This window comes from Flavobacterium suaedae (assembly GCF_014642915.1).
In the GTDB taxonomy this organism is placed as follows: Bacteria; Bacteroidota; Bacteroidia; order Flavobacteriales; family Flavobacteriaceae; genus Flavobacterium; species Flavobacterium suaedae.
Genome location: NZ_BMJE01000006.1, coordinates 94,881 through 118,714 on the forward strand (window position 1 = coordinate 94,881; position 23,834 = coordinate 118,714).

Sequence of the window (23,834 nt, forward strand, 5' to 3'; positions counted from 1 at the left end):
CAAAAACAAAAATTTACACTAAAATACCAAGAACATGAGAACAGTTATTTTTTATGTAGTGGCATCGCTATGCTTATTTGTAAGTCAGCTTAATGCACAAACATTTAGAGAAAGAGCAGAGAAAATTTCTAACAATATTGAAGAAATTACCAAACAGGAAAAAGATTCCCTTAAAATGGAAGTTGATAGCGTAAATGCAAGACTGGAAGATGGGGATATATCAAGTGAAGAAGCTAAACGCTTAAAACAGGAGTATGCCGAAAAAAGAGCATCTAATATAGAAAGCAGAATAGCAGTTGAAGAGGAAAAATTAACTCAACTGGTAAAAGATAAAGTAGACGGTAAAATACCCGAAGGCGACAGGAAATATATAGAAATCAATATAAGGAATAAAAAAGTAGATACTACAAAAACAGGTTGTAGTTCTAAACCGTATGAATATAAAAGAACAACATCGCAGTTTGTATTTGCCATAGGAGCTAACAGAATAGTAGCTGATGGTGAAATAGATGATGATGAATTTAAAGGGCGTTCTGAATTTTATGAGTGGGGAATATCATGGAACACACGTTTATTGCAGAATAATAACTTATTGCATTTAAAGTACGGAGCATCATTACAGTACAATAACCTACGTCCTGATAATAATAAAATGTTTACTGCAGAAGATGGCAAAACCTTTTTAGTAGAGTCAGATAAAGACCTTGACGTATCTCGATTACGATATGTAAACCTTGTAATGCCGGTACATTTAGAGCTTGATTTTACTAAAAAGAGAGCCACTGAGGATAAAGTATACTATCCTACACACGAAAGTTTTCGTATAGGTTTTGGGGGTTACGTTGGGGTAAACGTAAAAGAAAAACAAATATTGAAGTATAATGAAAACGGGCATAAGGTAAAGCATAAAGAAAAAGGAGACTTTAATGTAAGTGACTTTGTGTATGGCGTTAGTGCCTATGTAGGTTACGGTCAGGTAAGCCTTTATGCTAAGTATGACCTTCAGCCGTTATTCTCAGATAATGATGTAGACCATAATAACCTCTCTATGGGGGTGCGATTCGATTTTAATTAATTACAAATTTGGGTTAGTTTTGTATTTAAGTAAGAAAAGCGCTCCTGTAAAGGGCGCTTTTTGTTTATAGAGGTTTTACTTTTTCTAATAACTATAACACTTGTTCAGTTAACAAATTATTCATTTATACGTATATTTAAGTAAAATACTGTTAAGGAATGAAAATATTAGTTACAGGCACTACAGGTTATATAGGCAAACGACTCATACCGTTCCTGCTGGACTTAAATTATGAACTTGTGTGTTGTGTGCGTGACCTTAACCGTATTCCTGAGCAATTTCAAAATAACCCTGCTATAAGTTTTGTAGAAGTTGACTTTTTAGAATATAACGAGGAAATAAAAATACCTCAGGATATTGATGTTGCCTATTACCTTATGCACTCAATGTCATCATCAGATGATTTTCAGGAATTGGAAATTACCTGTGCTGAAAACTTTAAAAAGTATGTAAAAGATACTGCAATACAGCAAACTATATATTTAAGCGGTATTGTAAATCAGGATGCGCTGTCCAAACACTTAAACTCCCGTAAACAGGTAGAAGATAGCCTGGCGCAAGGTAACTATGCCTTAACTACATTAAGAGCAGGTATTATAGTAGGCAGCGGAAGCGCATCATTTGAGATAATTCGTGACTTAGTAGAGAAACTCCCTGTAATGGTAACGCCAAGATGGCTTAATACCAAAACGCAACCTATAGCCATACGCGATGTTTTGGCATACTTGTCTAAAGCAGCAGGAAAGGAAGAACTCTATAATAAAAACTATGATATTTACGGACCTGATGTATTAACCTATAAGCAAATGCTTTTAATTTTTGCTGAGGTTCGAGGTTTGAAGCGTTTTATTTTTACACTCCCTGTAATGACGCCACGATTGTCATCCTACTGGTTGTATTTTGTAACATCTACGTCCTATAAACTGGCAGTTTCGTTAGTAGATAGTATGAAGATTGAAATTATAGCCCGTAAAAATAATTTAGGTGAACTTTTAGGAGTGCAGCCAATAAGTTATAAAGAAGCCGTAAAAAAAGCCTTTACAAAAATAGAAGATGATAGTATTATTTCCAGTTGGAAAGACTCAACAGTAAGCAGCCATTTTAGAGGTAAATTATCCGACTATATTAATGTGCCTGAATATGGCTGCTTAGAAGACAGAAAAGAGCGGGAAATAACTGATGAAGAAGCTGTATTAAATCGTATATGGGCATTAGGTGGAGAAACAGGCTGGTATTACGGTAACTTTTTATGGAAAACCAGAGGTTTTCTGGATAAGATATTTGGTGGCACAGGCTTACGCAGGGGCAGAACTCATGTTACAAAGCTACAGGCAGGAGATGCTTTAGACTTTTGGCGTGTACTACTGGCTGATAAAGAAGAAAAGCGATTGCTGTTATATGCCGAAATGAAACTACCGGGAGAAGCATGGCTGGAGTTTAAAGTAGGTAACGGTAAGTTATGCCAACGCGCAGTATTTCGTCCGAAAGGATTAGCAGGCAGGTTGTACTGGTATTCGGTATTACCATTTCATTATTTTGTGTTTAATGGCTTGATTGATAACTTAGCAGGGAATAACAAAAAGAATTCACAGTAGAATAGCGTTTTACTTTTCGTTAAACTGTTTATCTTTGCTAACCTTATTCAGTTTAAAACTCCCTGTATTTTGATAGCTAAAAGTACTATAGACGCCGTATTTGAAACCGCTCGGGTAGAGGAGGTAATAGGTGACTTTGTGCAGTTAAAAAGGTCAGGTAGTAACTTAAAAGGGCTCAGTCCTTTTAGTGATGAAAGAACCCCGTCTTTCATGGTTTCCCCTGTAAAACAAATATGGAAAGATTTTAGTTCGGGTAAGGGAGGTAATTCAGTAGCTTTTTTAATGGAGCACGAACATTTTACCTATCCTGAAGCAATACGCTACCTCGCTAAAAAATATAATATTGAAATAGAGGAAACCGAGCAGACTAACGAAGAAAAGGAAAAAGCAGACGAGAAAGAAAGTATGTATCTGGTTGCAGAGTATGCTCAAAAATACTTTAGCAATACTATGATGAATACTGATGAAGGTCAGGCTATAGGTTTTTCCTATTTTAAAGAAAGAGGTTTTACTACCGATACTATTAAAAAGTTTGGTTTGGGTTATTCACCACAAGCATGGGATGCTTTTTCAAAAGATGCTTTAGGTAAAGGCTATAAGCAGGAATTTCTTGAAAAAACAGGCTTCACTATAGTAAAAGAAAACGGGAGTTTAATAGACCGTTTCAGGGGTAGAGTAATGTTCCCAATACAAAGTATGTCCGGTAGGGTACTGGGTTTTGGTGGTCGTATACTGGATAGTTCTAAAAAAGCAGCGAAATACCTAAACTCTCCTGAGAGTGATATTTACCATAAAAGTAAAGTGCTGTATGGTATATACCATGCTAAGCAGGCAATAGCAAAAGAAGATAATTGTTATTTAGTAGAAGGGTATACCGATGTAATACAGTTCCATCAAGCAGGTATAGAGAGTGTAGTGGCATCTTCGGGTACTGCATTAACGCCGGAGCAAATTCGATTAATAAACCGACTTACAAAAAATATAACGGTACTTTTTGATGGTGATGCGGCAGGTTTACGTGCATCCATACGTGGTATAGACCTGATACTGGAGCAGGGAATGAACGTAAAGGTTTGTACTTTCCCTGAAGGAGAAGACCCTGATAGCTTCGCTAAAAAGAACACGCATGATGAGTTGGTAAACTATTTAGCTACAAATGCTAAAGATTTTATACAGTTTAAAGCGTCATTATTAGTAGATGAAGCTAAAAACGACCCTGTGAAAAAAGCAGGACTTATACGGGATATGGTTACCAGTATAGCCAAAATACCTGACAGAATACAGCGGGAAATATACATACAGGAAAGTGCTAAAATAATGGATATATCCGAACAGGTTTTATCCAGTACATTGGCACAATTGATGCAGAAAGATGTTACCGAAGCAGGCAAAAAGCAAAAGCAGGAACAACAAAAACAAGCTATGCAGCCTGTTAAAGATGAAGTACAACAACCTCGAGAACGCATCAATATAAAAGATGCACTGGAGCGAAAAATTATAGAAATACTATTACTGTATGGCAATGCAGAAGAAGAGTTTAATGACGTATATATAAAGTATGATGAGTTTGGTAAGGAATACGAAGAAACCGAAACCAAATCATATAAAGTATACGAGCGCATTTACCTTAACCTGCAAGAAGATGAAATAGAGTTTACTAACCCTGTATTTCAACAATTGTATAACCTTATAATTAACCATTACCTGCAACACCAAACATTGGAGGTAAATACTTTTCTTAATGAACTTCCGCAAGAATTGCAGCAAATAGCTGCTGATATTTACATGCAGGACGAAAAATATAGCCTGCACGAGTGGGAAGAAAAAAAGCAAATACCGGTAAAGGAAAAAAAAATGTCGGTTGCTAACTACACAACAGAACATATTATAGACCTTCGTTGGCTTTTGTTAGGTAAATTGGTAGAGGACTTGAAGCAACAGGTTTCTCCTGAAGCAGATAATACAGAACTGTTGCTTTCGGTTAGGGATTATAACATGCTGATTAATTACCTTTCCAGAAAAATAAGCAGGATTAGGAGTAAATTTTACTAACCTTTAATGGGATGGAGCTTTCTATGCTTATATATAAGGTAACAACGTAATTTTTTACTATACTATTTCCAGTGTTTTTGCTTTATTAACCAGGTCTACCAAATTTGTAACGTGCAGTTTTGTAAGTAGTCTTAATTTATAAGTACTAATTGTTTTCTCATTCAGGTCAAGTAACTTAGCAATTTCTTTGTTCTTTTTACCTTCACTTAAGTAACGTAACACTTCTATCTCGCGAGACGATAGTTTACGGTACAATCGTTCAGACTTTTTGCCCTTGTTAAGTAAAGCAAGGTTCTTCTTTACAGCATCGCTGTATACTATTTCGCCATCCATAGCACGTTTTACAGCGCTTTCAAGTTCTTCCATTTTAGCCCCTTTATGTACATAGGCAGCTATACCCGCTTTTAATGCATTAGGGGCATATATTTGTTCCGAAAGGTTAGTAAACAGTATTATTTTTGTTTCAGGAAATTCCTTCACTAACGATTTTACGGAACTTATACTGTTAAGTCCTTCCAGTTCTAAATCTATAATTGCAGCATCTATACTTTTTTTGTGCATTGCATCGAGCAAGCTGTTAAAGTCATCCACAACACCGGTAAAATTAAATTCCGGTTTTTCCTTAAAATACGATTTCATCCCATAATGTACTACAGGGTGATTATCTGCAAGGCAAAGTTTAATCATAGTTTGCAATTTTATCGAGTTAAACACCAATAGTAAAGTTAAGGATTAAATTCCTATAAAATCTTAAAGTATTGTGAATGAAAGAATTTTATTTCAAATTTTTTGGAATTTTACAAACCGGAATGGGATTCATTTTGTGTTGGTTGGCAGTATTTAATCCTTTATAAATTGCAAAAACTTCCTTTTCACGACCTGTAAAGTCTTCCATTTTACTTCCTTTTTCATCCTCTGTCATAGCCCACTCCAGTTCTTCATAAGTAGCCCCAAGTTGGTCTTCATCAGTACGATCGTCACCAAATAGCCCATCAGTAGGTTTTGCTTCTATTATACTCTGCGGAACTTGAAGATACCTGCCCAGTTCTCGCACTTCCGATTTCATTAAGTCAGCTATAGGGCTTAAATCTACGCCGCCATCACCATACTTAGTATAAAAGCCTACGCCAAAATCCTCTACCTTATTGCCTGTTCCGGCTACCAGAGCATGGTTTAATCCTGCCATATAATATAAAGTAGTCATGCGTAGTCTTGCTCTTGTGTTAGCTAAAGCAAGGTTATTAATGAAATCATCATCAGAAGAAGGTACTTGCCCCTGAAAAGTGGTAAATACAGGAGTTAAATCAACCACCGCTTCACTTACGTTACTATATCTTCCTTTTAATGCTTTTATATGCTCCTGCGCTCTGTCTACTTGGTTTTTTGCCTGATGTATGGGCATTTCTACACACAATGTAGGTAAACCTGTTTCAGCACAAAGCGTAGAGGTGACTGCGGAGTCTATGCCGCCTGATATGCCTACAACAAAACCCTTCATTCTTGCGTTAGTAGCATAGTCCTTCAGCCAGGCTATAATATGTTCGCTAACAGCTTGGGCATTAAATCCGCTATTGGTATTCATAATTAATTTGCTTTTAAATAGTTTTGGTTAATGTATCTTTGCAAGATTTACTTTATAGTATAACAAAGTTAACAAGAGGAGTTATTATTACTATTAAAAACAAAATAAAATAATATAGAAATGAAAAAGTTTTGTTTGCTTATTATTGCGCTTACTGCTTTAGTATCCTGTAACGACGGGGATAAAAAAGAGGGAGAAATTGCTGCCATACCTGTAGATGAGGTTAAAATAGATCGTTTTGATGAGAAGTTTTTTGGGGGCACACCACAAGATTTACCTCAGTTAAAGGATGAGTATGCTTATTTGTTTCCTCCCGGTAATGCAGATAGTGTATGGGTAAATAAAATGCAGGACCCGTTTCAGAATGAGTTATATAGTGAGGTGCAAAAAAAGTACAAGACTTTAGATAACCTTGAGGCTGACCTTGAAGATTTATTTAAGCATATAAAATATTACTACCCAAACTTTAAAGCTCCCGAAGTAGTAGCATTGGTGTCTGATGATATAGAAACAAAAGCTATTTATACTGACAATGTAATACTTATACCGCTTAGCCTTTATTTAGGAGCAGATAATTACCTGTATGAAGGGTTAACACAATATAAAGTAAAGCAATTTGAACAATCGCAAATTTTGCCGGATATAGTAAATTCATTTTATACCCAAAAGGCAATGCCGCCTAAAGACAGGAGTCTGCTTGGCTTAATGGTATATTACGGTAAAGAGTTATATATGCAGGACGCATTTTTACCAAATGCTACTGATGCTGCCAAAATAGGGTACACACAACAGGAAATAGACTGGGCAAAAGTTAATGAAGAAGAGATGTGGCGCTATTTTATAGAAAGAAACTTGCTATATAATACCGACCCTAAACTGTTTGACAGATTTATAGCACCTGCACCTTTTTCTAAGTTTTACCTTGAACTTGATAATGAGTCCCCCGGTAGGTTAGGGCGCTGGGTGGGCTGGCAAATAGTGCGTGCCTATATGGAAAATAATAAAGATGTAACTTTGCAGGAATTGCTGGAAACAGATGCAAAAACTATTTTTGAAAACTCTAAGTACAAACCTAAAAAAGAATAATTAATATTATAATGGCTGAAAAGAAACCACTTACTTCGCAAATAACACTTGATATAGAACTTGATGACAACCGCGTACCGGAAAAATTATTCTGGACAGCACCTGATGGTGGCGTGGAAAACGAGGAGTCAAAAGCAATGATGCTTTCTGTTTGGGACAACAATGCTAAGGAAAGTATGCGTATTGACTTATGGACAAAAGATATGCCTATGGATGATATGAAAATATTTTTTCATCAGACATTAGTTTCAATGTCCGATACTTTTGAGCGCGCTACAGGCGACCAAAAAATGAGTGCTACCATGAAAGATTTCTGTGATTACTTTGCAGAAAAACTGGAAATAAAAATGGATAAGTAAAACATAGGTATAGTAAATACTATGGAAATAAAGCTCAGGTATTATAGTGCTGCTGATATAAACAGTATAATAGAGCTTTTTAGAGGTACAGTACATGCTGTAAATAAAAAAGATTATACCGAAGCGCAGCTTAATGCCTGGGCGCCACAAAACATTCCTGCCGAAAAATGGAATCAAAAATTACTAAGTCATTACACTATAGTTGCTGAATGTAACGGTCAGTTATGCGGTTTTGGCGATATTGATGTTACAGGTTATTTTGACCACCTTTTTGTACATAAAGATTATCAAGGTTGTGGTGTCGCTACAAAAATTGTTACCGCAATAGAGACTCGTGCTCTTGAGCAAGATAATAAGCGTATTACTGTTAATGTGTCAATAACAGCTAAAACCTTCTTTTTAAAGCAGGGGTATAGTATAATAAAAGAGCAAAGCGTAGTGCATAACGGTGAGACTTTCACTAACTATGCTATGGAGAAATTAATATAGAGGGAAGTATTAAAAACCTTCTTGATTTTTAAATATATCCTGATTTATAGCATCTATATACTCCAGTACTTCGTCTTTACCTATTCCTTTTGATGATGAGGTAACAAAATAAGGAGGCATTTCTTCCCAGTTATTAGCATATAAAGAATCTTGGTATGCTTTTATATGCTGTTCAACTTTTGAAGAACCAATTTTGTCGGCTTTTGTAAAAACTATACAGAAAGGAACTTCTGTTTCTCCTAAGTAGTTAATAAACTCTAAGTCTATTTTTTGTGCATCATGGCGTATATCAACCAATACAAAAGCGCATATTAATTGCTCTCTTTGTTCAAAATAGTTAGTTATAAACTTTTGGAATTTCTGCTTTGTTTTTTTAGAAACCCTAGCGTAACCATAACCGGGTAAATCAACTAAAAACCAATTGTTATTAATTTTAAAGTGATTAATAAGTTGTGTCTTACCGGGTGTAGCAGAAGTCTTTGCAAGACTTTTTCTGCCGGTAAGCATATTGATTAATGATGACTTTCCAACGTTAGATCTGCCAATAAAAGCGTATTCCGGTATGCGTTCAGCAGGACATTTGCTAACTTCAGAATTACTTATTACAAACTCGGCAGAACTAATTTTCATGTTATAGGTTTATGAGGTTTCTTTCTAAATTTAAAGAAACCTTTATTATTCTTCGCTTTCCCCTTGCCCTTGTTGTGGTGTGTATGAGGCAAGGTCTGTTTTGTCTAACCATTCATGCATTAGGCGATTAAACTCATTAGGATGCTCCATCATAGCGGCATGCCCGCATTTATCTATCCAGTACAGGCTGGAGTTTGGTAGTAGTTCGTGAAACTCTTCTGCAACCTCAGGAGGTGTTACAGTATCATTTTTACCCCATATAATACAGGTTGGTACGTGCATTTTAGGTAAATCCTTAGCCATGTTGTGGCGAATAGCACTTTTGGCAATAGTAAGTGTTTTAACCAGTTTAAGGCGGTCATTTGCTACGGCATATACCTCGTCTACAATCTCCTTTGTAGCTACAGCCGGGTCATAAAACACATCGCCTGCTTTTTTCTTTATGTACTCATAATCACCTCTGCGCGGGTAACTGTCGCCCATTGCGCTTTCATAAAGTCCTGAACTACCTGTAATAACAAGTCCAAGCATTTTCTCTGGGTACATTTTGGTGTGGTATAATGCTATATGCCCACCAAGCGAGTTGCCCAGTAAAATAACTCTGTCAAAACCTTTATAGGTAATAAAATCTTTCACCCACTTTGCAAACGCCTTTACGTTTGTTTTTAGCAGGCTTTGTGTGTATATAGGAAGTTCGGGTATTACAACTTTGTAGCCTTGTTCAGGAAAGTATTTAGCCACACCGTCAAAGTTGCTCAACCCTCCCATCAGTCCGTGTAATATTATAATCGGGGTACCTTCTCCGGCTTCGTAATAGCTGTATTTACCCTCTTTATTAGTGCTTTGCATGTGTGTATCTAAACTAAATCAGGTAGCACAAATATATGACTTTATAGTTGATTTTAAAGTATTTTATATGCTTGCATTGTCTTTTTGTTATATCTCTGTGTTAATATGTTAATATTTAACAACTTAAACTGTGTAATGTTTATGTTAAGTTAAACCTGTATGTTTGCGGTTTATTTCTTTGAAAAATTTATATTTTCTCTGTTAAAAACGGTTAAAAAAATACATTTTTTAAACTCATTTCTTTTTTCTTCTGAAGATTTTCTATCCATTGCTAATTGCTTGATAATGTTGCTTTTTAGCGGTAGTGGTATACTTAAACTAAAACTTATTAACAAAGTGGTATGTAGTGGTAAAAAGTGGTAAATAATGTATATATTTGCTTTAAAAGCCATATAAACGTAACTGCTTGAACACCATTATAGGAACATATGAATGTAAGGTCGATTCTAAAGGAAGGCTCATGATGCCTGCTCCTTTAAAGAAGCAATTGGCTGTAAGTTTAGATGATGGCTTTGTGTTGAAGCGTTCGGTTTTTCAGCCTTGTTTGGAGTTGTATCCTATGGCTGAATGGCAAAAAATGATGCAAAAAATAAACAAGTTGAATCGCTTTGTAAAAAAGAATAACGATTTCATCAGGCGTTTTACGGCAGGTGTAAAAGTTATAGAGGTTGATTCTACCGGTAGATTATTGATACCGAAAGACCTTGTGGTTTTTGCAGGTATCGATAAAGAAATAGTTCTTTCTTCTGCAGTGAATATTGTAGAGGTGTGGGATAAAGATAAGTATGAAAAATCAATTGATGATTCAGTAGTTGATTTTGCAGACTTGGCTGAAGAAGTAATGGGAAATTTAGATGACGATGACGGAATATCATAATCCTGTATTATTAAAAGAAACAGTTGACGGGCTTAATATTAAGCCTGATGGTGTTTATGTAGATGTGACGTTTGGTGGCGGAGGGCATTCCAGAGAGATAATGGAGCGACTTGGTCCAAATGGGAAACTGTTTGCTTTTGATCAGGATGAAGATGCACAGAATAATGTAATTGATGACGACCGATTTATGCTGATACCTGAAAATTTCAGGTTTATAAAAAGGTATTTAAGGTTTTACGGAATAAAGGAGGTCGACGGAATATTAGGTGACTTAGGAGTTTCTTCACATCAGTTTGATGTGGCGGAGCGTGGTTTTTCTACTCGTTTTGAGGCTGATTTGGATATGCGAATGAGTCAGAAAAATGAAATGAATGCAGCCAGAGTCATTAATGAGTATAATGAAGTTGAATTAAGAAAAATGTTTTCTGAATACGGTGAGCTGAGAAATGCTGCTGCGTTGGCTGGTACTATAGTTTCTGCCAGAAAGGGAGGGACTATTACAAGTACGGAGCAGTTAAAAAAAGTGTTGGGGCGCTTTTTGCCGGCTCACAAGAGTAATAAAATATTGGCGCAAATCTATCAGGCTATACGTATAGAGGTAAACCAGGAGATAGAAGCGTTAAAAGATTTTTTATTGCAAAGCGAAGAGTTGTTAAAGCCCGGAGGGCGATTAAGTGTTATTTCATATCACTCGCTGGAAGACCGTCTAGTGAAACGCTTTGTGCGTAACGGAATGTTTGAAGGAGAACCAGAGCGCGATATTTTCGGAAATTTTGAAGTGCCATTTAAAATTATTGAAAAACTAATTGTGCCTACAGAGGAAGAGATAGCACAAAACAATCGCGCAAGAAGTGCTAAACTAAGAGTTGCCGAAAAATTATAGTGGTTAGTTAAGTAATACAGTTATGAAAAGCGGAGTATACAGTTTATTAAAAGCAAAATACCTGGTTGATGACGGGGCTATGAAAAACTGGGGATTCATAGTGTTTTTAATACTTATAGCTATGCTTATGATTGCTAATACGCACAACTACGAACAAAAAGTATATAGAATAAAGCAGCTTGAAAATGAAGTAAAGGTGTTGCGTTCGGAGTTTGTAGACAGACGTTCGCAATTAATGGAGTTGAAGATGGAGTCCACAGTGGCGAGAAAAATGAAGGAAAGAGAAATATACCCTTCGGATGTTCCGCCAAGAAAAATTAAAGTAGTTAAAAAAGAAGAAGAGAAAAGTATATTCAGCAAATTATGGGAGTAGAGAATAAAAAAATCTCTTACAGAATTTATCTGGTAGCCTTCGCAATTTTTGTGATGGCTATACTTGTTGCTGTAAAACTCTCTAATATACAATGGATACAGGGTGATTATTATCGCCAGTTAGCGAAAGAGCGTACTGTGAAACAGTTTGATATTCCGGCTAACAGGGGTAACGTGTATTCATCTGACGGTAGTTTGCTGGCTACATCTGTGCCTAATTATACTATTCGTTTTGATGCATTAGCACCTCAAAAAGAAGATTTTGATGAGAATGTAAAACCATTGGCAGATTCGCTTTCGGTTATGTTGGGTAAATCACCATCATACTATTATAGCCGATTCAGAAATGCAAGAGTAAACAAAAACAGATACCTGTTAGTTGCCAGAGGGTTAAGTTATACAGAGTATATACGTATTAAGTCTTTCCCTTTATTTGAAAAAGGCCCCTATCAAGGCGGAATCATAACCGAGCAAAAAACAGTAAGGGAGCACCCTATAGGTAAAATTGCTGCCAGAACAATAGGTTACGAAAGGATAAATAATAATGGAAGAGCACTAAATGTAGGTATAGAAGGAGCTTTTGCGGAATACCTAAACGGGACTGATGGCAAGCGCATGATGCAGAAAATCGCCAAAAACCAATGGAAACCGATTAGTGATAATAATGAAATTGAACCGGTTGATGGTTGTGATATAGTTTCCACTATAGATGTGTACATACAGGATATAGCACACCATGCCTTATTAAAACAACTGGAGTATTATGAGGCAGACCATGGTTGTGTAGTAGTGATGGAAACCAAAACAGGGTATATAAAAGCAATATCAAACCTTGGGCGTGCAAAGGATAGCTCATATTACGAAACGGTGAACTACGCAGTAGGAGAATCTCAGGAGCCGGGTTCTACTTTTAAACTGGCAGGGTTATTAGCCCTGTTAGAAGATAAAAAAGTAGACACCAGTATGGTGTATGATACTCAGGGTGGGGTAGTGAAATATTCAGGATATAAAGTAAGAGACTCTCACCGTGGTGGGTATGGTGAAATATCATTAGCTAAAGGCTTCGAAGTATCATCTAATACGGTAATGGCGCAGGCGGTTTACGAAAATTATAAAGATACCCCTGAGCAATTTATGGAACATTTAGAAGAGTTTGGGCTTACAAAGCCCTTAGGGGTTTCTATAATAGGCGAAGGCATCCCAGTAATGCCAAAACCAGATGAACCCAAATGGTCGGCACTCTCGCTTCCGTGGATGGGGTTTGGTTATGGTATTTCAATGACACCACTGCAAACACTGGCGTTGTACAATGCAGTAGCTAACAACGGCGAAATGGTACGTCCGCTTTTTGTGCAGGAAATAAGAGAGTGGAATAAAACCATAAAGCATTTTGATAAAGAGGTTATTAACCCTAAAATCTGCTCGCAGGAAACTATTGATAAAGCTAAGGAAGTACTTAAAAATGTGGTAAAACGCGGTACGGGTTCAAAGTTATATTCTCCTAATTTTTCAATGGCGGGTAAAACAGGTACAGCACAGGTAAATTATGGAGGCGGTAAAGGAGATAACATGTATTACTCATCATCCTTTGCAGGCTATTTCCCTGCTGATAACCCTAAGTATTCTTGTATTGTGGTAATACATAAACCAAGTATAAAAAAAGGCTATTACGGGGCTGATGTATCAGGACCGGTATTTAAAAGAATAGCACAAAAAATATTTACTGATGTTCCTTCAACCAACAGTGTTGATAAACTTCAGGAAAACATAGCAGAACAGGAAAGTTTATATGCTTCCTATTACGAGAAGGTACAGCAACCAGAAGAAGTAATGCCAAATTTAGTAGGCATGAGCGGTATGGATGCTGTAGCGCTTTTAGGAAACATGGGACTTAAAGTTCAAATTCATGGTGCGGGGAAAGTGAAAAAACAGTCGCTTGCACCGGGGAAAATATTTAAAAAGAATCAAACTGTAGTATTACAATTATCGTGATGATATTAAAAGACATATTATACAAAACTGCTATCGAGTCCGTAAACGGAACTACCGATATTCAGATTAGTAAAATAGAGTTTGATTCCCGAGAAGTTCAGTCGGGCGATGCATTCGTGGCGATAAGAGGAACACAGTCTGACGGACATAATTATATAGCAAAAGCAATTGAAAGCGGTGCTGTAGCAATAGTATGTGAGTCACTTCCTGATGCATTACAAAAAGGGATAACTTATATACAGGTAGAAAATTCAGCGACAGCTTTGGCACATATGGCGTCCAATTATTATGGAACACCATCACAAAGCATAAAGCTGGTAGGGGTTACCGGTACAAATGGTAAAACTACTATTGCTTCACTTTTATACCAGTTGTTTAAAAATGCAGGCTATAAAACAGGTTTGCTTTCAACGGTAAAGGTAATGGTAGGTGATACAGAGTATAAAGCAACACACACCACGCCTGACTCGCTAACCATTAACAAGCATTTAAGCGAGATGGCTGCTGAAGGTGTTGAGTATTGCTTTATGGAGGTAAGCTCGCATGGTATACACCAAAGCAGAACAGAAGGCTTGCACTTTGCCGGAGGGATATTTACAAACCTTTCGCATGACCATTTGGATTACCATAAAACTTTTGCAGAGTACAGAGATGTGAAAAAGCGGTTTTTTGACCAACTGCCAAAAACAGCTTTTGCTCTTGTAAATGTTGATGATAAAAACGGCTTGGTTATGATGCAAAATACAAAAGCTAAAAAGCTGACGTATGCATTAAAAACCTATGCTGATTATAAAGCGCAAATATTAGAGAATCAGCTTTCGGGCTTGTTGCTTAAAATAGACGGGCAGGAAGTATGGGTAAAACTGATAGGTACATTCAATGCTTATAACCTGTTGGCAATATATGCTACAGCAGTTAATCTTGGTTTGCAGGAACAGGAGGTACTAACCCTGATGAGTGAGCTGGAAAGTGTTTCAGGGAGGTTTCAGTACATAATATCAGATACTAATGTAACGGCAATTGTAGATTATGCCCATACACCTGATGCGCTGGAAAATGTTTTAAAAACAATAGAAAATATACGTACCCGTAACGAACAACTAATTACAGTAGTAGGTTGCGGTGGCGACAGAGATACAACCAAACGTCCGGTTATGGCAAACATAGCTTCATCATTTAGTGATAAAGCCATTTTTACCTCAGATAACCCAAGGACTGAGAACCCTGAGGCGATTATAGAAGATATGGAGAAGGGAGTAGAGCCTCAAAACTATAAAAAAACGATAGCAATAACAGACAGGAAACAGGCTATAAAAACAGCTTGCCAACTGGCTGAACCGAATGATATAATACTGATTGCCGGAAAAGGGCATGAAACGTATCAGGAGATAAATGGTGTGCGTAACCATTTTGACGACATGGAAACCGTAAAAGAATTATTAGCACAATTAAACAAATAAGCCTGTATGCTATATTATTTATTTGAATATTTCGACAAGCAGCTGGATATTCCCGGTACGGGGGTTTTTCAATACATAACCTTTCGTTCAGGTTTAGCAGTAATACTGTCATTGCTAATATCTACGGTATTCGGTAAAAAAATAATTAACTTTTTACGCAGGCAGCAAATAGGCGAAACAGTTCGTGAACTTGGTCTAGAAGGACAAAAACAAAAAGCAGGTACACCAACAATGGGCGGGCTTATTATAATAATGGCTACCCTTATACCGGTAATACTGCTTGCCAAGTTGGATAACATATATGTAATGCTGCTTATAGTTACCACTCTTTGGATGGGAACTATAGGTTTTATAGATGATTACATTAAAATATTTAAAAAAGACAAAGAAGGCCTTAAAGGTAAATTTAAAGTAGTAGGTCAGGTAGGACTTGGGCTTATAGTAGGTTATGTGCTTTACTTCCACCCGGGGGTTACCGTACGTAAAGAAACTTCTAAACCAGTAGTGTATGAAGTGGTAGATGGCGAAAGAACAGCGGTTAAACAAGAACCTATAGAAGAAAAATCGACTGCTACTACTATTCCGTTCTTTAAAAATAATGAGTTTGATTATGCCGAACTGCTTTCATGGGCAGGCGATAACTATAAAAGTTTTGCGTGGCTAATATTTATACCGGTAGTAATATTCATTATTACAGCCGTATCAAACGGTGCCAACCTTACTGATGGTATAGATGGGCTCGCGGCGGGAACCTCCGCCATCGCGGTGCTTACCCTCGGTATATTCGCCTTTGTATCGGGTAACATTATCTTTTCAGACTATCTGAATATAATGTACATACCCAACTCCGGTGAAATGACGGTGTATATCTCCGCTTTTGTAGGATCGTTAGTAGGATTCCTTTGGTACAATACCTATCCGGCATCTGTATTTATGGGAGATACGGGAAGCCTTACAATAGGTGGTGTAATAGCAGTATTAGCTATAGCAGTACGTAAAGAATTATTAATACCGATACTATGCGGAATTTTCCTTGCAGAGAACTTATCGGTAGTGTTACAGGTAAGCTATTTTAAATATACCAAAAAGAAATACGGCGAAGGGCGCAGGATATTCCTGATGTCTCCTTTACATCATCACTATCAGAAAAAAGGGTATCACGAAAGTAAAATTGTTGCCCGCTTCTGGATTGTAGCGATAATGCTTGCTATTTTCTCGCTGGTTTCATTAAAACTGAGATAAAAACAGATTGGTATGGCAAAGCGACTGGTAGTATTAGGCGGTGGAGAAAGCGGAGTAGGTACTGCTATATTGGGTAAGAAAAAAGGGTATGATGTATTTGTATCTGATTTCGGAAAAATAAAAGAAAATTATAAAGAAGTTCTTTCACTTAATAAACTGGAATGGGAAGAAGGTAAGCATACCGAAGCTTTGGTGCTGAATGCAGATGTAGTGATGAAAAGCCCCGGTATACCTGATAAAGCCCCAATAGTAAAACAACTAAGAGAAAAGGGAATACCCGTAATCTCGGAAATTGAATTTGCTTCCCAATATATGGCAGCAGATACCATAGGTATAACAGGGAGTAATGGTAAAACCACTACGACAATGTTAACCCACCATTTGTTGGAACAAGCAAGGTTAAAAGTGGGCTTGGCAGGAAACATAGGCAAAAGTTTTGCCTGGCAGGTAGCTGAAGGCAAATTTGAGAACTATGTGTTAGAGTTAAGTAGTTTTCAGTTGGATGGTATTGTGGAGTACAGACCGCATATAGCGGTAATAACCAACATAAGCCCGGACCATTTAGACAGGTACAATTATGATTATGAGCTGTACATAGCAGCAAAGTTCAGGATAGTAATGAACCAGACAGAGAATGATTATCTGGTTTATGATGCTGATGACGAAACAATAACAAAATGGCTTGAGAAAAACAGTATCAGGCCACAAAAAATACCCTTCTCGATTTCGGGTAACGTTACGGAAGGGATATATGTAGAAGAAGAAAATATTAAAAGCAATATTAATAACGACGGATTTATTATGCCAATAAGAGAGTTATCATTAGAAGGAAAGCATAATGTAAAGAATGCGATGGCAGCAACAGCAGTTGCGCAACTAATGCGTATAAGAAAACAAACAATCAGAGAGTCGCTTTCTGATTTTGACGGGGTAGAACACAGACTGGAAAAAGTACTGAAAATACAGAATGTACAGTACATAAACGACAGTAAAGCTACCAATACAAATGCAACCTTTTTTGCTCTTGACAGCATGACTGTTCCTACTGTTTGGATAGTAGGTGGTGTAGATAAAGGAAATGATTATGATGAGTTAATGCAATTGGTACGCGAAAAAGTAAAAGCTATTGTGTGCCTTGGTGTAGATAACCAAAAAATAATAAATGCCTTTGGTAATGTGGTAGATGTAGTTGTGGAAACAGGCAGTATGGTGGAAGCAGTACGAACTGCACAACAACTGGCAGAAAAAGGTGATGCGGTACTACTATCGCCTGCGTGTGCAAGTTTCGATTTATTTGAAAGTTACGAAGACAGAGGAAAGCAGTTTAAGAACGCTGTACAGAATTTATAGTTCAGATGTTGCGGGGAGTCGCAACGAGGAAAACTAAAAGAGAATAAAAAATGAAAAATTTAATCAAAAATCTGAAAGGAGATAAAGGGATATGGTCATTCGTGATGCTGTTAGCCCTTATATCGTTCATGCCGGTATTCAGCGCAAGTACCAACCTTGTGTATGTAATCGGCAAGGGATCTACTATCGGGTATTTGGTTAAACATCTCGTTCATATATTTATTGGTTTTGCACTAATATATTTTGTGCACAAAGTACCGTATCATTATTACAGAGCATTATCTCGAATTGCTTTGCCAATAGTAGCATTGCTATTGGTCTGGACATTTTTTCAGGGAACTGTAATAGATGGTGCTAATGCCAGCCGATGGATAAAAGTCCCGTTTATTGGGGTTACATTCCAAACTTCGGCACTGGCAATGATAGTGCTTATGATATACGTAGCACGTTATCTGGCAAAAATAGAAGGGAAGCAAATTACATTTAAATCCTCTTTTATAGAGTTTTGGGTTCCCGTGTTTATAATACTGGCATTAATACTTCCGGCAAACTTTTCTACGGCAGCACTTATATTTTCTATGGTGTGTATGCTGGTGTTTGTAGGAGGTTACCCTATACGCTACTTAGCAGCCATATTTGGTATGGGGGTAGTTATGCTGGGAATATTCATTCTGTTTGCAAAAGCATTTCCTGATGCCATGCCAAACAGGGTAGATACCTGGATAAGCCGTGTAGAGCGCTTTACAACCGACGCCCCTGATGAAGATGATTACCAAATAGAAAAAGCAAAAATTGCTATAGCAACAGGAGGTATATACGGGTTAGGTCCCGGTAAAAGTGTACAGAAGAATTTCCTTCCGCAATCATCTTCCGATTTCATCTTTGCTATTATAGTAGAGGAGTATGGTTTAGTAGGTGGGTTAGGAGTATTGTTCTTATACCTGATGCTGTTCTTCCGCTTTTTGGTTTCGGCACATAAAGCCAAATCATTATTCGGTAAGTTGTTGATAGTAGGGCTTGGTTTTCCTATTATTTTTCAGGCATTAATTAATATGGGAGTAGCGGTAGAGCTACTGCCTGTTACAGGGCAAACATTACCGTTAATCAGTAGTGGTGGTAGTTCTATTTGGATGACCTGTATTGCTGTAGGGATAATAATTAGTGTTACCAAGAAAGAAGAAGAAATTGCAGAAGAGCTTGAAGAAAAAGCAGCCAGAGATGCAGCACTGCAAAGCATAATAGATGAACATATACTTAGGGAAAAGCAAAAAGAAGAGGCTGGAGAAGCAGGTAATATTGCTAACCCGTCATACAGTATAGAGGGTGTTGATAAATAAAAAGAGGAACTAAAAAATAAAAGAGCATATAAAATGGGAAATAAAAAATTCATATTAAGCGGAGGCGGTACAGGAGGACATATCTATCCTGCTATTGCTATTGCGAATGAATTAAAAAAGCGTTTCCCTAATTGCGAAATACTGTTTGTGGGTGCAAAGGATAAGATGGAAATGCAGAAAGTACCACAAGCAGGTTATGAAATAAAAGGGCTTTGGATTTCAGGTATTCAGCGAAAGTTAACATTACAAAACCTAATGTTTCCTGTTAAGCTGATGAGCAGTCTTTTAAAGTCGCAAAAAATTGTAAACAAGTTTAAACCCGATGTAGTTATCGGTACAGGTGGGTTTGCCAGTGGACCGTTGTTACGAGCAGCGTCGTCTCAGCGAATACCAACCGTAATACAGGAACAAAATTCCTATCCGGGTATCACAAATAAATGGCTATCGTTTAAAGCGAGTAAAATTTGTGTTGCTTATGAAAATTTAGATAAGTTTTTCCCAGCGGATAAGATAGTATTTACAGGGAATCCTGTAAGACAAGACCTTATTTCGATAGATAAAAAAAGAGGTGAAGCAGTAAAAGAGTTTAACCTTGATCCTGAAAAGAAAACACTTTTAGTATTAGGTGGGAGTTTGGGTGCAAGACGAATAAACCAGCTTATAGCGAAAGAATTAAGCTGGATTGTAGCACAGGGTGTACAGATAATATGGCAATGCGGTAAGTTATACCATGAGGGATATAAAAAGTACGGTGAGCAGGAAGGTGTTACGGTACTTTCGTACATAGACAGAATGGATTTAGTTTATGCTGTGGCTGATGTAATAGTTTCTCGTTCAGGAGCTTCATCAGTATCGGAGTTATGTATAGTAGGTAAGCCAGTGATGTTTATACCGTCGCCTAATGTAGCGGAAGACCATCAAACAAAAAATGCACAGGCAGTTGTTGATAATGAAGGAGCAGTTATGCTGAAAGAAACGCAGCTTGATACACAGTTTGAACCTGAGTTTAAAGAACTTGTAGAAAATGAAGAAAAAAGACAGAAGCTAAGCCAAAACATAAAACAAATGGCTAAGCCAAATGCAACAAAAGATATAGTTGACGAAATAGTAAAATTGCTTAAAAAGTAAGAAGTAAAACAGATGCAGTTAGACAAAATACATAATGTTTACTTTATTGGGATTGGCGGCATAGGCATGAGTGCCTTGGCACGCTATTTCATGTTTTTAGGCAAAAATGTAGCAGGGTATGACCGTACGCCTACACAGTTAACAAAAGCATTACAGTCAGAAGGTATTACGGTACATTTTGATGATGATGTAGTGCATATAGAAAGTTTAAGTAAAGAAAAAGAAAATACACTGGTTGTAGTAACACCGGCAGTGCCTAAAAATCATTCACAATGGAATTATTTCCTTGATAATGATTTTGAAATTAAAAAGCGTGCAGAAGTATTAGGGCTTATAACCAAAGGTACATTTTGCTTTGCTGTTGCAGGTACACATGGTAAAACAACCACATCTAGCATACTGGGGCATATACTGTATGAAAGCGGGGTAGATGTTACCGCATTTTTAGGCGGAATAGTAGAAAATTACGGTTCTAACTTAATTGGTAACGGGACTACTGTAACGGTAGTAGAGGCTGATGAATTTGACCGCTCCTTTTTACACCTACACCCGAATATAGCTTGTGTAACCAGTATGGATGCTGACCATTTGGATATATACGGTGATGCCACAGCTATAGAGGCTTCTTTTATAGAGTTTGCGGATAAAGTAAAAGATAAAAAGAACTTGTTTACACCACCCGCAATACCGCTTGATGCTGTAACAGTTGGTATAGATGATGATTCGGTATATGTAGCGAATAACGTGCATATAGAAAACGGCTGGTATGTTTTTGATATAAAAACCCCAACCGAGGTACTGAAAAATGTAAAGTTTGGGTTACCGGGCAGGCATAATTTAACCAATGCTATGTTGGCATTTGCTATGGCATATTCGTATGATGTAGCACCTGAAAAAATAGTAAAAGCGTTAGCCTCTTTTAAAGGGGTAAAGCGTAGGTTTTCATATCAAATAAAAACGGATGATTTAGTGTATATAGATGATTATGCACACCATCCTACAGAGATTGAAGCAGTGCATCAAGCAGTTTCGGAATTGTATGCCGATAAAGATGTTTTAGTGGTGTTTCAACCGCATTTATTCAGCAGAACTAAAGATTTTGCACAAGGTTTTGCAGAAAGCCTTTCGAAGTTTAAAAATGTGGTTTTACTGGATATATATCCGGCAAGAGAAGTACCAATTGAGGGGGTGACATCAGAGTGGTTACTGGGAATGATTACAAGCCCGGAAAAACAACTGGTAAGTAAACTGGAACTACTGGAATTAATGAAAAATACAACTGCTGATGTAGTAGTAACTATTGGGGCAGGAGATATAGGAGAAATGGTTCCTGAAATTAAAAAAGTATTAAATGAAAAGAATTAACTGGAATAACATAAGGCTTGTGGTAATACTGCTCGCAGTAGTGTTTCTGTATTCTTTTTCAGGAAACAGAAATGAGACAAGATGGCTTGAAAAATCAGAGGTTTCATTTGTTCAGCCGGAAAATTTTATTACCCTGGATGAAGTTAATAAGTTGTTGATACAAAATTATGACACTGTTACGGACATAAGGAAAGATAAGCTAGATTTGAATAAACTGGAGAAGTCTCTCGACCAAAATCCAATGATTGAGAAGGCAGAGGTTTACACTACAGTTGATGGTAAACTTAAAGCAATTATCAGGCAGAAAACGCCTGTTGCACGGGTTTACAAGGGGGCGAAATCTTACTATATAGATACGGAGGGGGGTGAAATGCCACTTTCTTCAAGCTACACGGCACGTGTGCCGTTAGTAACAGGAGCGCTTGATAGTGTAGAGCCATCAAGGCTACAGCAGGTACTTCTGTATCTGTACAAAAACGATTTTTTAAAGAAAAATATTATAGGCATACAGGTAACGCCAAACGGCAACCTGAAAATGCTGAGCAGGAATTATGATTATGTTATAGAGTTTGGGAAGCCTGTAAGTGTAGAAAGAAAGTTTAAAAACTATATGGCTTTTTTGCAGGATGCTGTAAAAAGTAAAGCTATAGAAGAGTACAAGACAATAAATCTGAAATTTACACAACAGGTTGTGTGCACCAAAAAATAAAATATGGAAAGAGATAGTATTGCAGTAGGTTTAGACATCGGTACAACAAAGATTGTGGCGATGATAGGAAAGGAAAATGAGTATGGTAAAATGGAGATTTTAGGCGTAGGCAAGTCTAAAAGTCTTGGTGTTGCCAGAGGTGTTGTAAACAATATTACCCAAACCATACAGTCTATTCAGCAAGCCGTACAGGAGGCTGAAGCAGATTCAGGATATAAAATTAACGATGTGGTGGTAGGTATAGCCGGCCAGCACATACGCAGTATACAGCATAGTGATTATATAAGCCGTAACAACCCCGAAGAAGTAATAGGCGAAAAAGATATTGATTTGCTTATTAACCAGGTGCACAAACTGGCAATGTTACCGGGAGAGGAAATAATACACGTTTTGCCGCAAGAGTTTAAAATAGACGGGCAAACCGAAATAAAAGAACCTATTGGTATGTATGGTGGCAGGCTGGAAGCCAGCTTCCACGTAGTAGTAGGGCAGGCATCATCAATCCGTAATGTGGGTAGATGTATTAAAAGCGCAGGGTTAGACCTTTCCGGTCTTACATTAGAGCCTTTAGCATCGTCTGACGCGGTACTTAGCCAAGAAGAAAAAGAAGCAGGTATTGCTTTAATTGATATAGGTGGCGGTACTACTGATTTAGCCATTTTTAAAGATGGTATTATCCGCCATACAGCAGTTATACCATTTGGTGGGAATGTAATTACTGAGGATATAAAAGAAGGCTGTTCGATTATAGAAAAACAAGCAGAACTGCTTAAAGTGAAATTTGGTTCGGCTTGGCCGGGAGAAAACAGAGACAATGAAATTGTTTCTATACCGGGGTTAAGAGGTCGTGAACCGAAAGAAATATCGCTTAAAAACCTGTCTAAAATAATACATGCCCGCGTGGTAGAAATTATAGAGCAGGTGTTTGCAGAGATAAAAGCTTACGGGCATGAAGATCCACGCAAAAAACTGATAGGCGGTATAGTGCTTACAGGAGGTGGTTCTCAGTTAAAGCATATAAAGCAGCTTGTTGAGTACATTACAGGTATGGATACTCGTATAGGTTACCCTAACGAGCATTTAGCAGGCGATTCGGATGAAGAAATTTCAAGCCCGCTTTATGCTACCGCAGTAGGTTTGGTTATGAACAGTATTCGTAACAATACCAAGAGTGCTACGCCATTGGTAGAAATGCAGAAACCTGTACAGGAGCCTGTAACAAGTGGAGAACCACAGTTTGACCCTGTAACTAAGCCTGAGGCTGAACAAGAAGCTGAAGCTGAAACAGCGACAAATGAAAAAGAAGAAGTGACAGAGTCGACTGAGAAACGTGTAAAACGTTCATTTTTTGATAAGTATATAGATAAAATAAAAGATTTTTTAGATAACGCAGAATAAAAAC

23 protein-coding genes are annotated in these 23,834 nt (G+C 37.4%); 18 read left to right on the top strand and 5 right to left on the bottom strand.

The features are described 5' to 3' along the window. Positions 1 to 34 precede the first annotated feature (34 nt). The 3 genes from IEW45_RS11740 to dnaG all read left to right on the top strand — a co-directional run bounded on the left by IEW45_RS11740 (position 35) and on the right by dnaG (position 4,722). Positions 35 to 1,075 (top strand): hypothetical protein, encoded by a 1,041-nt coding sequence (locus IEW45_RS11740; protein WP_188621446.1) that lies wholly within the window; start codon positions 35 to 37, stop codon positions 1,073 to 1,075. A gap of 158 nt (positions 1,076 to 1,233) precedes the next feature. Continuing rightward, positions 1,234 to 2,670: an SDR family oxidoreductase gene (locus tag IEW45_RS11745; protein ID WP_188621447.1), complete on the top strand. Its 1,437-nt coding sequence runs from the start codon at positions 1,234 to 1,236 to the stop codon at positions 2,668 to 2,670. Between the two features lie 69 nt (positions 2,671 to 2,739). After that, on the top strand, positions 2,740 to 4,722 hold the full coding sequence (gene dnaG / locus IEW45_RS11750) for a DNA primase (RefSeq protein ID WP_188621448.1): 1,983 nt from the start codon (positions 2,740 to 2,742) through the stop codon (positions 4,720 to 4,722). A 57-nt stretch (positions 4,723 to 4,779) separates the two neighbouring features. On the opposite strand, the gene IEW45_RS11755 is transcribed toward dnaG, so the two are convergent. Both IEW45_RS11755 and nadE read right to left on the bottom strand, forming a co-directional pair. Next, on the bottom strand, positions 4,780 to 5,409 hold the full coding sequence (locus IEW45_RS11755; protein WP_188621449.1) for a LuxR C-terminal-related transcriptional regulator: 630 nt from the start codon (positions 5,407 to 5,409) through the stop codon (positions 4,780 to 4,782). Positions 5,410 to 5,497: 88 nt separating this feature from the next. Further along, a complete protein-coding gene (gene nadE / locus IEW45_RS11760; protein ID WP_188621450.1) occupies positions 5,498 to 6,304 on the bottom strand; it encodes an NAD(+) synthase in 807 nt (268 codons plus the stop codon). A 120-nt stretch (positions 6,305 to 6,424) separates the two neighbouring features. Between nadE and gldB the strand changes: the two genes are divergently transcribed. From gldB to IEW45_RS11775, 3 genes are read left to right on the top strand one after another with little or no spacing between them, the layout of a single operon-like run. Continuing rightward, a complete protein-coding gene (gldB, locus tag IEW45_RS11765; protein ID WP_188621451.1) occupies positions 6,425 to 7,390 on the top strand; it encodes a gliding motility lipoprotein GldB in 966 nt (321 codons plus the stop codon). 11 nt (positions 7,391 to 7,401) lie between these two features. Further along, positions 7,402 to 7,749, top strand: a complete 348-nt coding sequence (gene gldC / locus IEW45_RS11770; RefSeq protein WP_188621452.1) for a gliding motility protein GldC — start codon at positions 7,402 to 7,404, stop codon at positions 7,747 to 7,749. A gap of 21 nt (positions 7,750 to 7,770) precedes the next feature. Next, positions 7,771 to 8,238: a GNAT family N-acetyltransferase gene (locus IEW45_RS11775; RefSeq protein ID WP_188621453.1), complete on the top strand. Its 468-nt coding sequence runs from the start codon at positions 7,771 to 7,773 to the stop codon at positions 8,236 to 8,238. 9 nt (positions 8,239 to 8,247) lie between these two features. Here IEW45_RS11775 and yihA read toward each other — a convergent pair whose 3' ends face one another. The 3 genes from yihA to IEW45_RS11790 form a co-directional block, all read right to left on the bottom strand. Then, positions 8,248 to 8,868, bottom strand: coding sequence for a ribosome biogenesis GTP-binding protein YihA/YsxC (gene yihA / locus IEW45_RS11780; RefSeq protein ID WP_188621454.1), 621 nt, complete (start codon positions 8,866 to 8,868; stop codon positions 8,248 to 8,250). 45 nt (positions 8,869 to 8,913) lie between these two features. Next, positions 8,914 to 9,717: an alpha/beta fold hydrolase gene (locus tag IEW45_RS11785; RefSeq protein WP_188621455.1), complete on the bottom strand. Its 804-nt coding sequence runs from the start codon at positions 9,715 to 9,717 to the stop codon at positions 8,914 to 8,916. A 170-nt stretch (positions 9,718 to 9,887) separates the two neighbouring features. Next, on the bottom strand, positions 9,888 to 10,109 hold the full coding sequence (locus IEW45_RS11790) for a hypothetical protein (protein ID WP_188621456.1): 222 nt from the start codon (positions 10,107 to 10,109) through the stop codon (positions 9,888 to 9,890). Between the two features lie 14 nt (positions 10,110 to 10,123). Here IEW45_RS11790 and mraZ point away from each other — a divergent pair, with 14 nt between their 5' ends. The 12 genes from mraZ to ftsA are packed head-to-tail and all read left to right on the top strand — an operon-like array spanning position 10,124 to position 23,830. Next, the gene (gene mraZ, locus IEW45_RS11795; RefSeq protein WP_188621457.1) at positions 10,124 to 10,594 is read left to right on the top strand and encodes a division/cell wall cluster transcriptional repressor MraZ; all 471 of its coding nucleotides are present in this window, start codon (positions 10,124 to 10,126) and stop codon (positions 10,592 to 10,594) included. Further along, positions 10,572 to 11,477, top strand: coding sequence for a 16S rRNA (cytosine(1402)-N(4))-methyltransferase RsmH (gene rsmH, locus IEW45_RS11800; protein ID WP_188621458.1), 906 nt, complete (start codon positions 10,572 to 10,574; stop codon positions 11,475 to 11,477). Before mraZ ends, rsmH begins: the two co-directional genes overlap by 23 nt. Positions 11,478 to 11,499: 22 nt before the next feature. Continuing rightward, positions 11,500 to 11,850, top strand: coding sequence for an FtsL-like putative cell division protein (locus tag IEW45_RS11805; RefSeq protein ID WP_188621459.1), 351 nt, complete (start codon positions 11,500 to 11,502; stop codon positions 11,848 to 11,850). Further along, on the top strand, positions 11,841 to 13,841 hold the full coding sequence (locus tag IEW45_RS11810; protein WP_188621460.1) for a PASTA domain-containing penicillin-binding protein: 2,001 nt from the start codon (positions 11,841 to 11,843) through the stop codon (positions 13,839 to 13,841). The genes IEW45_RS11805 and IEW45_RS11810 overlap by 10 nt, the downstream gene beginning before the upstream one ends. After that, a complete protein-coding gene (locus tag IEW45_RS11815; RefSeq protein WP_188621461.1) occupies positions 13,838 to 15,301 on the top strand; it encodes a UDP-N-acetylmuramoyl-L-alanyl-D-glutamate--2,6-diaminopimelate ligase in 1,464 nt (487 codons plus the stop codon). The genes IEW45_RS11810 and IEW45_RS11815 overlap by 4 nt, the downstream gene beginning before the upstream one ends. A gap of 6 nt (positions 15,302 to 15,307) precedes the next feature. Beyond that, positions 15,308 to 16,543, top strand: a complete 1,236-nt coding sequence (gene mraY / locus IEW45_RS11820) for a phospho-N-acetylmuramoyl-pentapeptide-transferase (protein WP_188621462.1) — start codon at positions 15,308 to 15,310, stop codon at positions 16,541 to 16,543. A gap of 12 nt (positions 16,544 to 16,555) precedes the next feature. Then, positions 16,556 to 17,893, top strand: a complete 1,338-nt coding sequence (gene murD, locus IEW45_RS11825) for a UDP-N-acetylmuramoyl-L-alanine--D-glutamate ligase (protein WP_188621463.1) — start codon at positions 16,556 to 16,558, stop codon at positions 17,891 to 17,893. Positions 17,894 to 17,943: 50 nt separating this feature from the next. Then, positions 17,944 to 19,230 carry an FtsW/RodA/SpoVE family cell cycle protein gene (locus tag IEW45_RS11830; RefSeq protein WP_188621464.1) on the top strand — a complete coding sequence of 429 codons (1,287 nt, stop codon included), beginning with the start codon at positions 17,944 to 17,946 and terminating at the stop codon, positions 19,228 to 19,230. Positions 19,231 to 19,263: 33 nt separating this feature from the next. Next, positions 19,264 to 20,358, top strand: coding sequence for an undecaprenyldiphospho-muramoylpentapeptide beta-N-acetylglucosaminyltransferase (gene murG / locus IEW45_RS11835; RefSeq protein WP_188621465.1), 1,095 nt, complete (start codon positions 19,264 to 19,266; stop codon positions 20,356 to 20,358). A 12-nt stretch (positions 20,359 to 20,370) separates the two neighbouring features. Beyond that, complete coding sequence (murC, locus tag IEW45_RS11840; RefSeq protein WP_188621466.1) at positions 20,371 to 21,723, top strand: UDP-N-acetylmuramate--L-alanine ligase; 1,353 nt, start codon at positions 20,371 to 20,373, stop codon at positions 21,721 to 21,723. Next, positions 21,710 to 22,432 carry a cell division protein FtsQ/DivIB gene (locus tag IEW45_RS11845; RefSeq protein ID WP_188621467.1) on the top strand — a complete coding sequence of 241 codons (723 nt, stop codon included), beginning with the start codon at positions 21,710 to 21,712 and terminating at the stop codon, positions 22,430 to 22,432. The genes murC and IEW45_RS11845 overlap by 14 nt, the downstream gene beginning before the upstream one ends. 3 nt (positions 22,433 to 22,435) lie before the next feature. Then, positions 22,436 to 23,830, top strand: a complete 1,395-nt coding sequence (gene ftsA / locus IEW45_RS11850; RefSeq protein ID WP_188621468.1) for a cell division protein FtsA — start codon at positions 22,436 to 22,438, stop codon at positions 23,828 to 23,830. The last annotated feature ends 4 nt before the right edge of the window (positions 23,831 to 23,834 follow it).

Coding starts and splice junctions, on each gene's coding strand:
- ftsA (WP_188621468.1), top strand. CDS start 22,436: ATGGAAAGAGATAGTATTGCAGTAGGTTTAGACATCGGTACAACAAAG.
- IEW45_RS11805 (WP_188621459.1), top strand. CDS start 11,500: ATGAAAAGCGGAGTATACAGTTTATTAAAAGCAAAATACCTGGTTGAT.
- mraY (WP_188621462.1), top strand. CDS start 15,308: ATGCTATATTATTTATTTGAATATTTCGACAAGCAGCTGGATATTCCC.
- murG (WP_188621465.1), top strand. CDS start 19,264: ATGGGAAATAAAAAATTCATATTAAGCGGAGGCGGTACAGGAGGACAT.
- IEW45_RS11775 (WP_188621453.1), top strand. CDS start 7,771: ATGGAAATAAAGCTCAGGTATTATAGTGCTGCTGATATAAACAGTATA.
- IEW45_RS11830 (WP_188621464.1), top strand. CDS start 17,944: ATGAAAAATTTAATCAAAAATCTGAAAGGAGATAAAGGGATATGGTCA.
- murC (WP_188621466.1), top strand. CDS start 20,371: ATGCAGTTAGACAAAATACATAATGTTTACTTTATTGGGATTGGCGGC.
- IEW45_RS11845 (WP_188621467.1), top strand. CDS start 21,710: ATGAAAAGAATTAACTGGAATAACATAAGGCTTGTGGTAATACTGCTC.
- yihA (WP_188621454.1), bottom strand. CDS start 8,868: ATGAAAATTAGTTCTGCCGAGTTTGTAATAAGTAATTCTGAAGTTAGC.
- nadE (WP_188621450.1), bottom strand. CDS start 6,304: ATGAATACCAATAGCGGATTTAATGCCCAAGCTGTTAGCGAACATATT.
- rsmH (WP_188621458.1), top strand. CDS start 10,572: ATGACGATGACGGAATATCATAATCCTGTATTATTAAAAGAAACAGTT.
- IEW45_RS11785 (WP_188621455.1), bottom strand. CDS start 9,717: ATGCAAAGCACTAATAAAGAGGGTAAATACAGCTATTACGAAGCCGGA.
- murD (WP_188621463.1), top strand. CDS start 16,556: ATGGCAAAGCGACTGGTAGTATTAGGCGGTGGAGAAAGCGGAGTAGGT.
- IEW45_RS11810 (WP_188621460.1), top strand. CDS start 11,841: ATGGGAGTAGAGAATAAAAAAATCTCTTACAGAATTTATCTGGTAGCC.
- gldC (WP_188621452.1), top strand. CDS start 7,402: ATGGCTGAAAAGAAACCACTTACTTCGCAAATAACACTTGATATAGAA.
- gldB (WP_188621451.1), top strand. CDS start 6,425: ATGAAAAAGTTTTGTTTGCTTATTATTGCGCTTACTGCTTTAGTATCC.
- IEW45_RS11740 (WP_188621446.1), top strand. CDS start 35: ATGAGAACAGTTATTTTTTATGTAGTGGCATCGCTATGCTTATTTGTA.
- IEW45_RS11755 (WP_188621449.1), bottom strand. CDS start 5,409: ATGATTAAACTTTGCCTTGCAGATAATCACCCTGTAGTACATTATGGG.
- IEW45_RS11745 (WP_188621447.1), top strand. CDS start 1,234: ATGAAAATATTAGTTACAGGCACTACAGGTTATATAGGCAAACGACTC.
- IEW45_RS11790 (WP_188621456.1), bottom strand. CDS start 10,109: ATGGCTTTTAAAGCAAATATATACATTATTTACCACTTTTTACCACTA.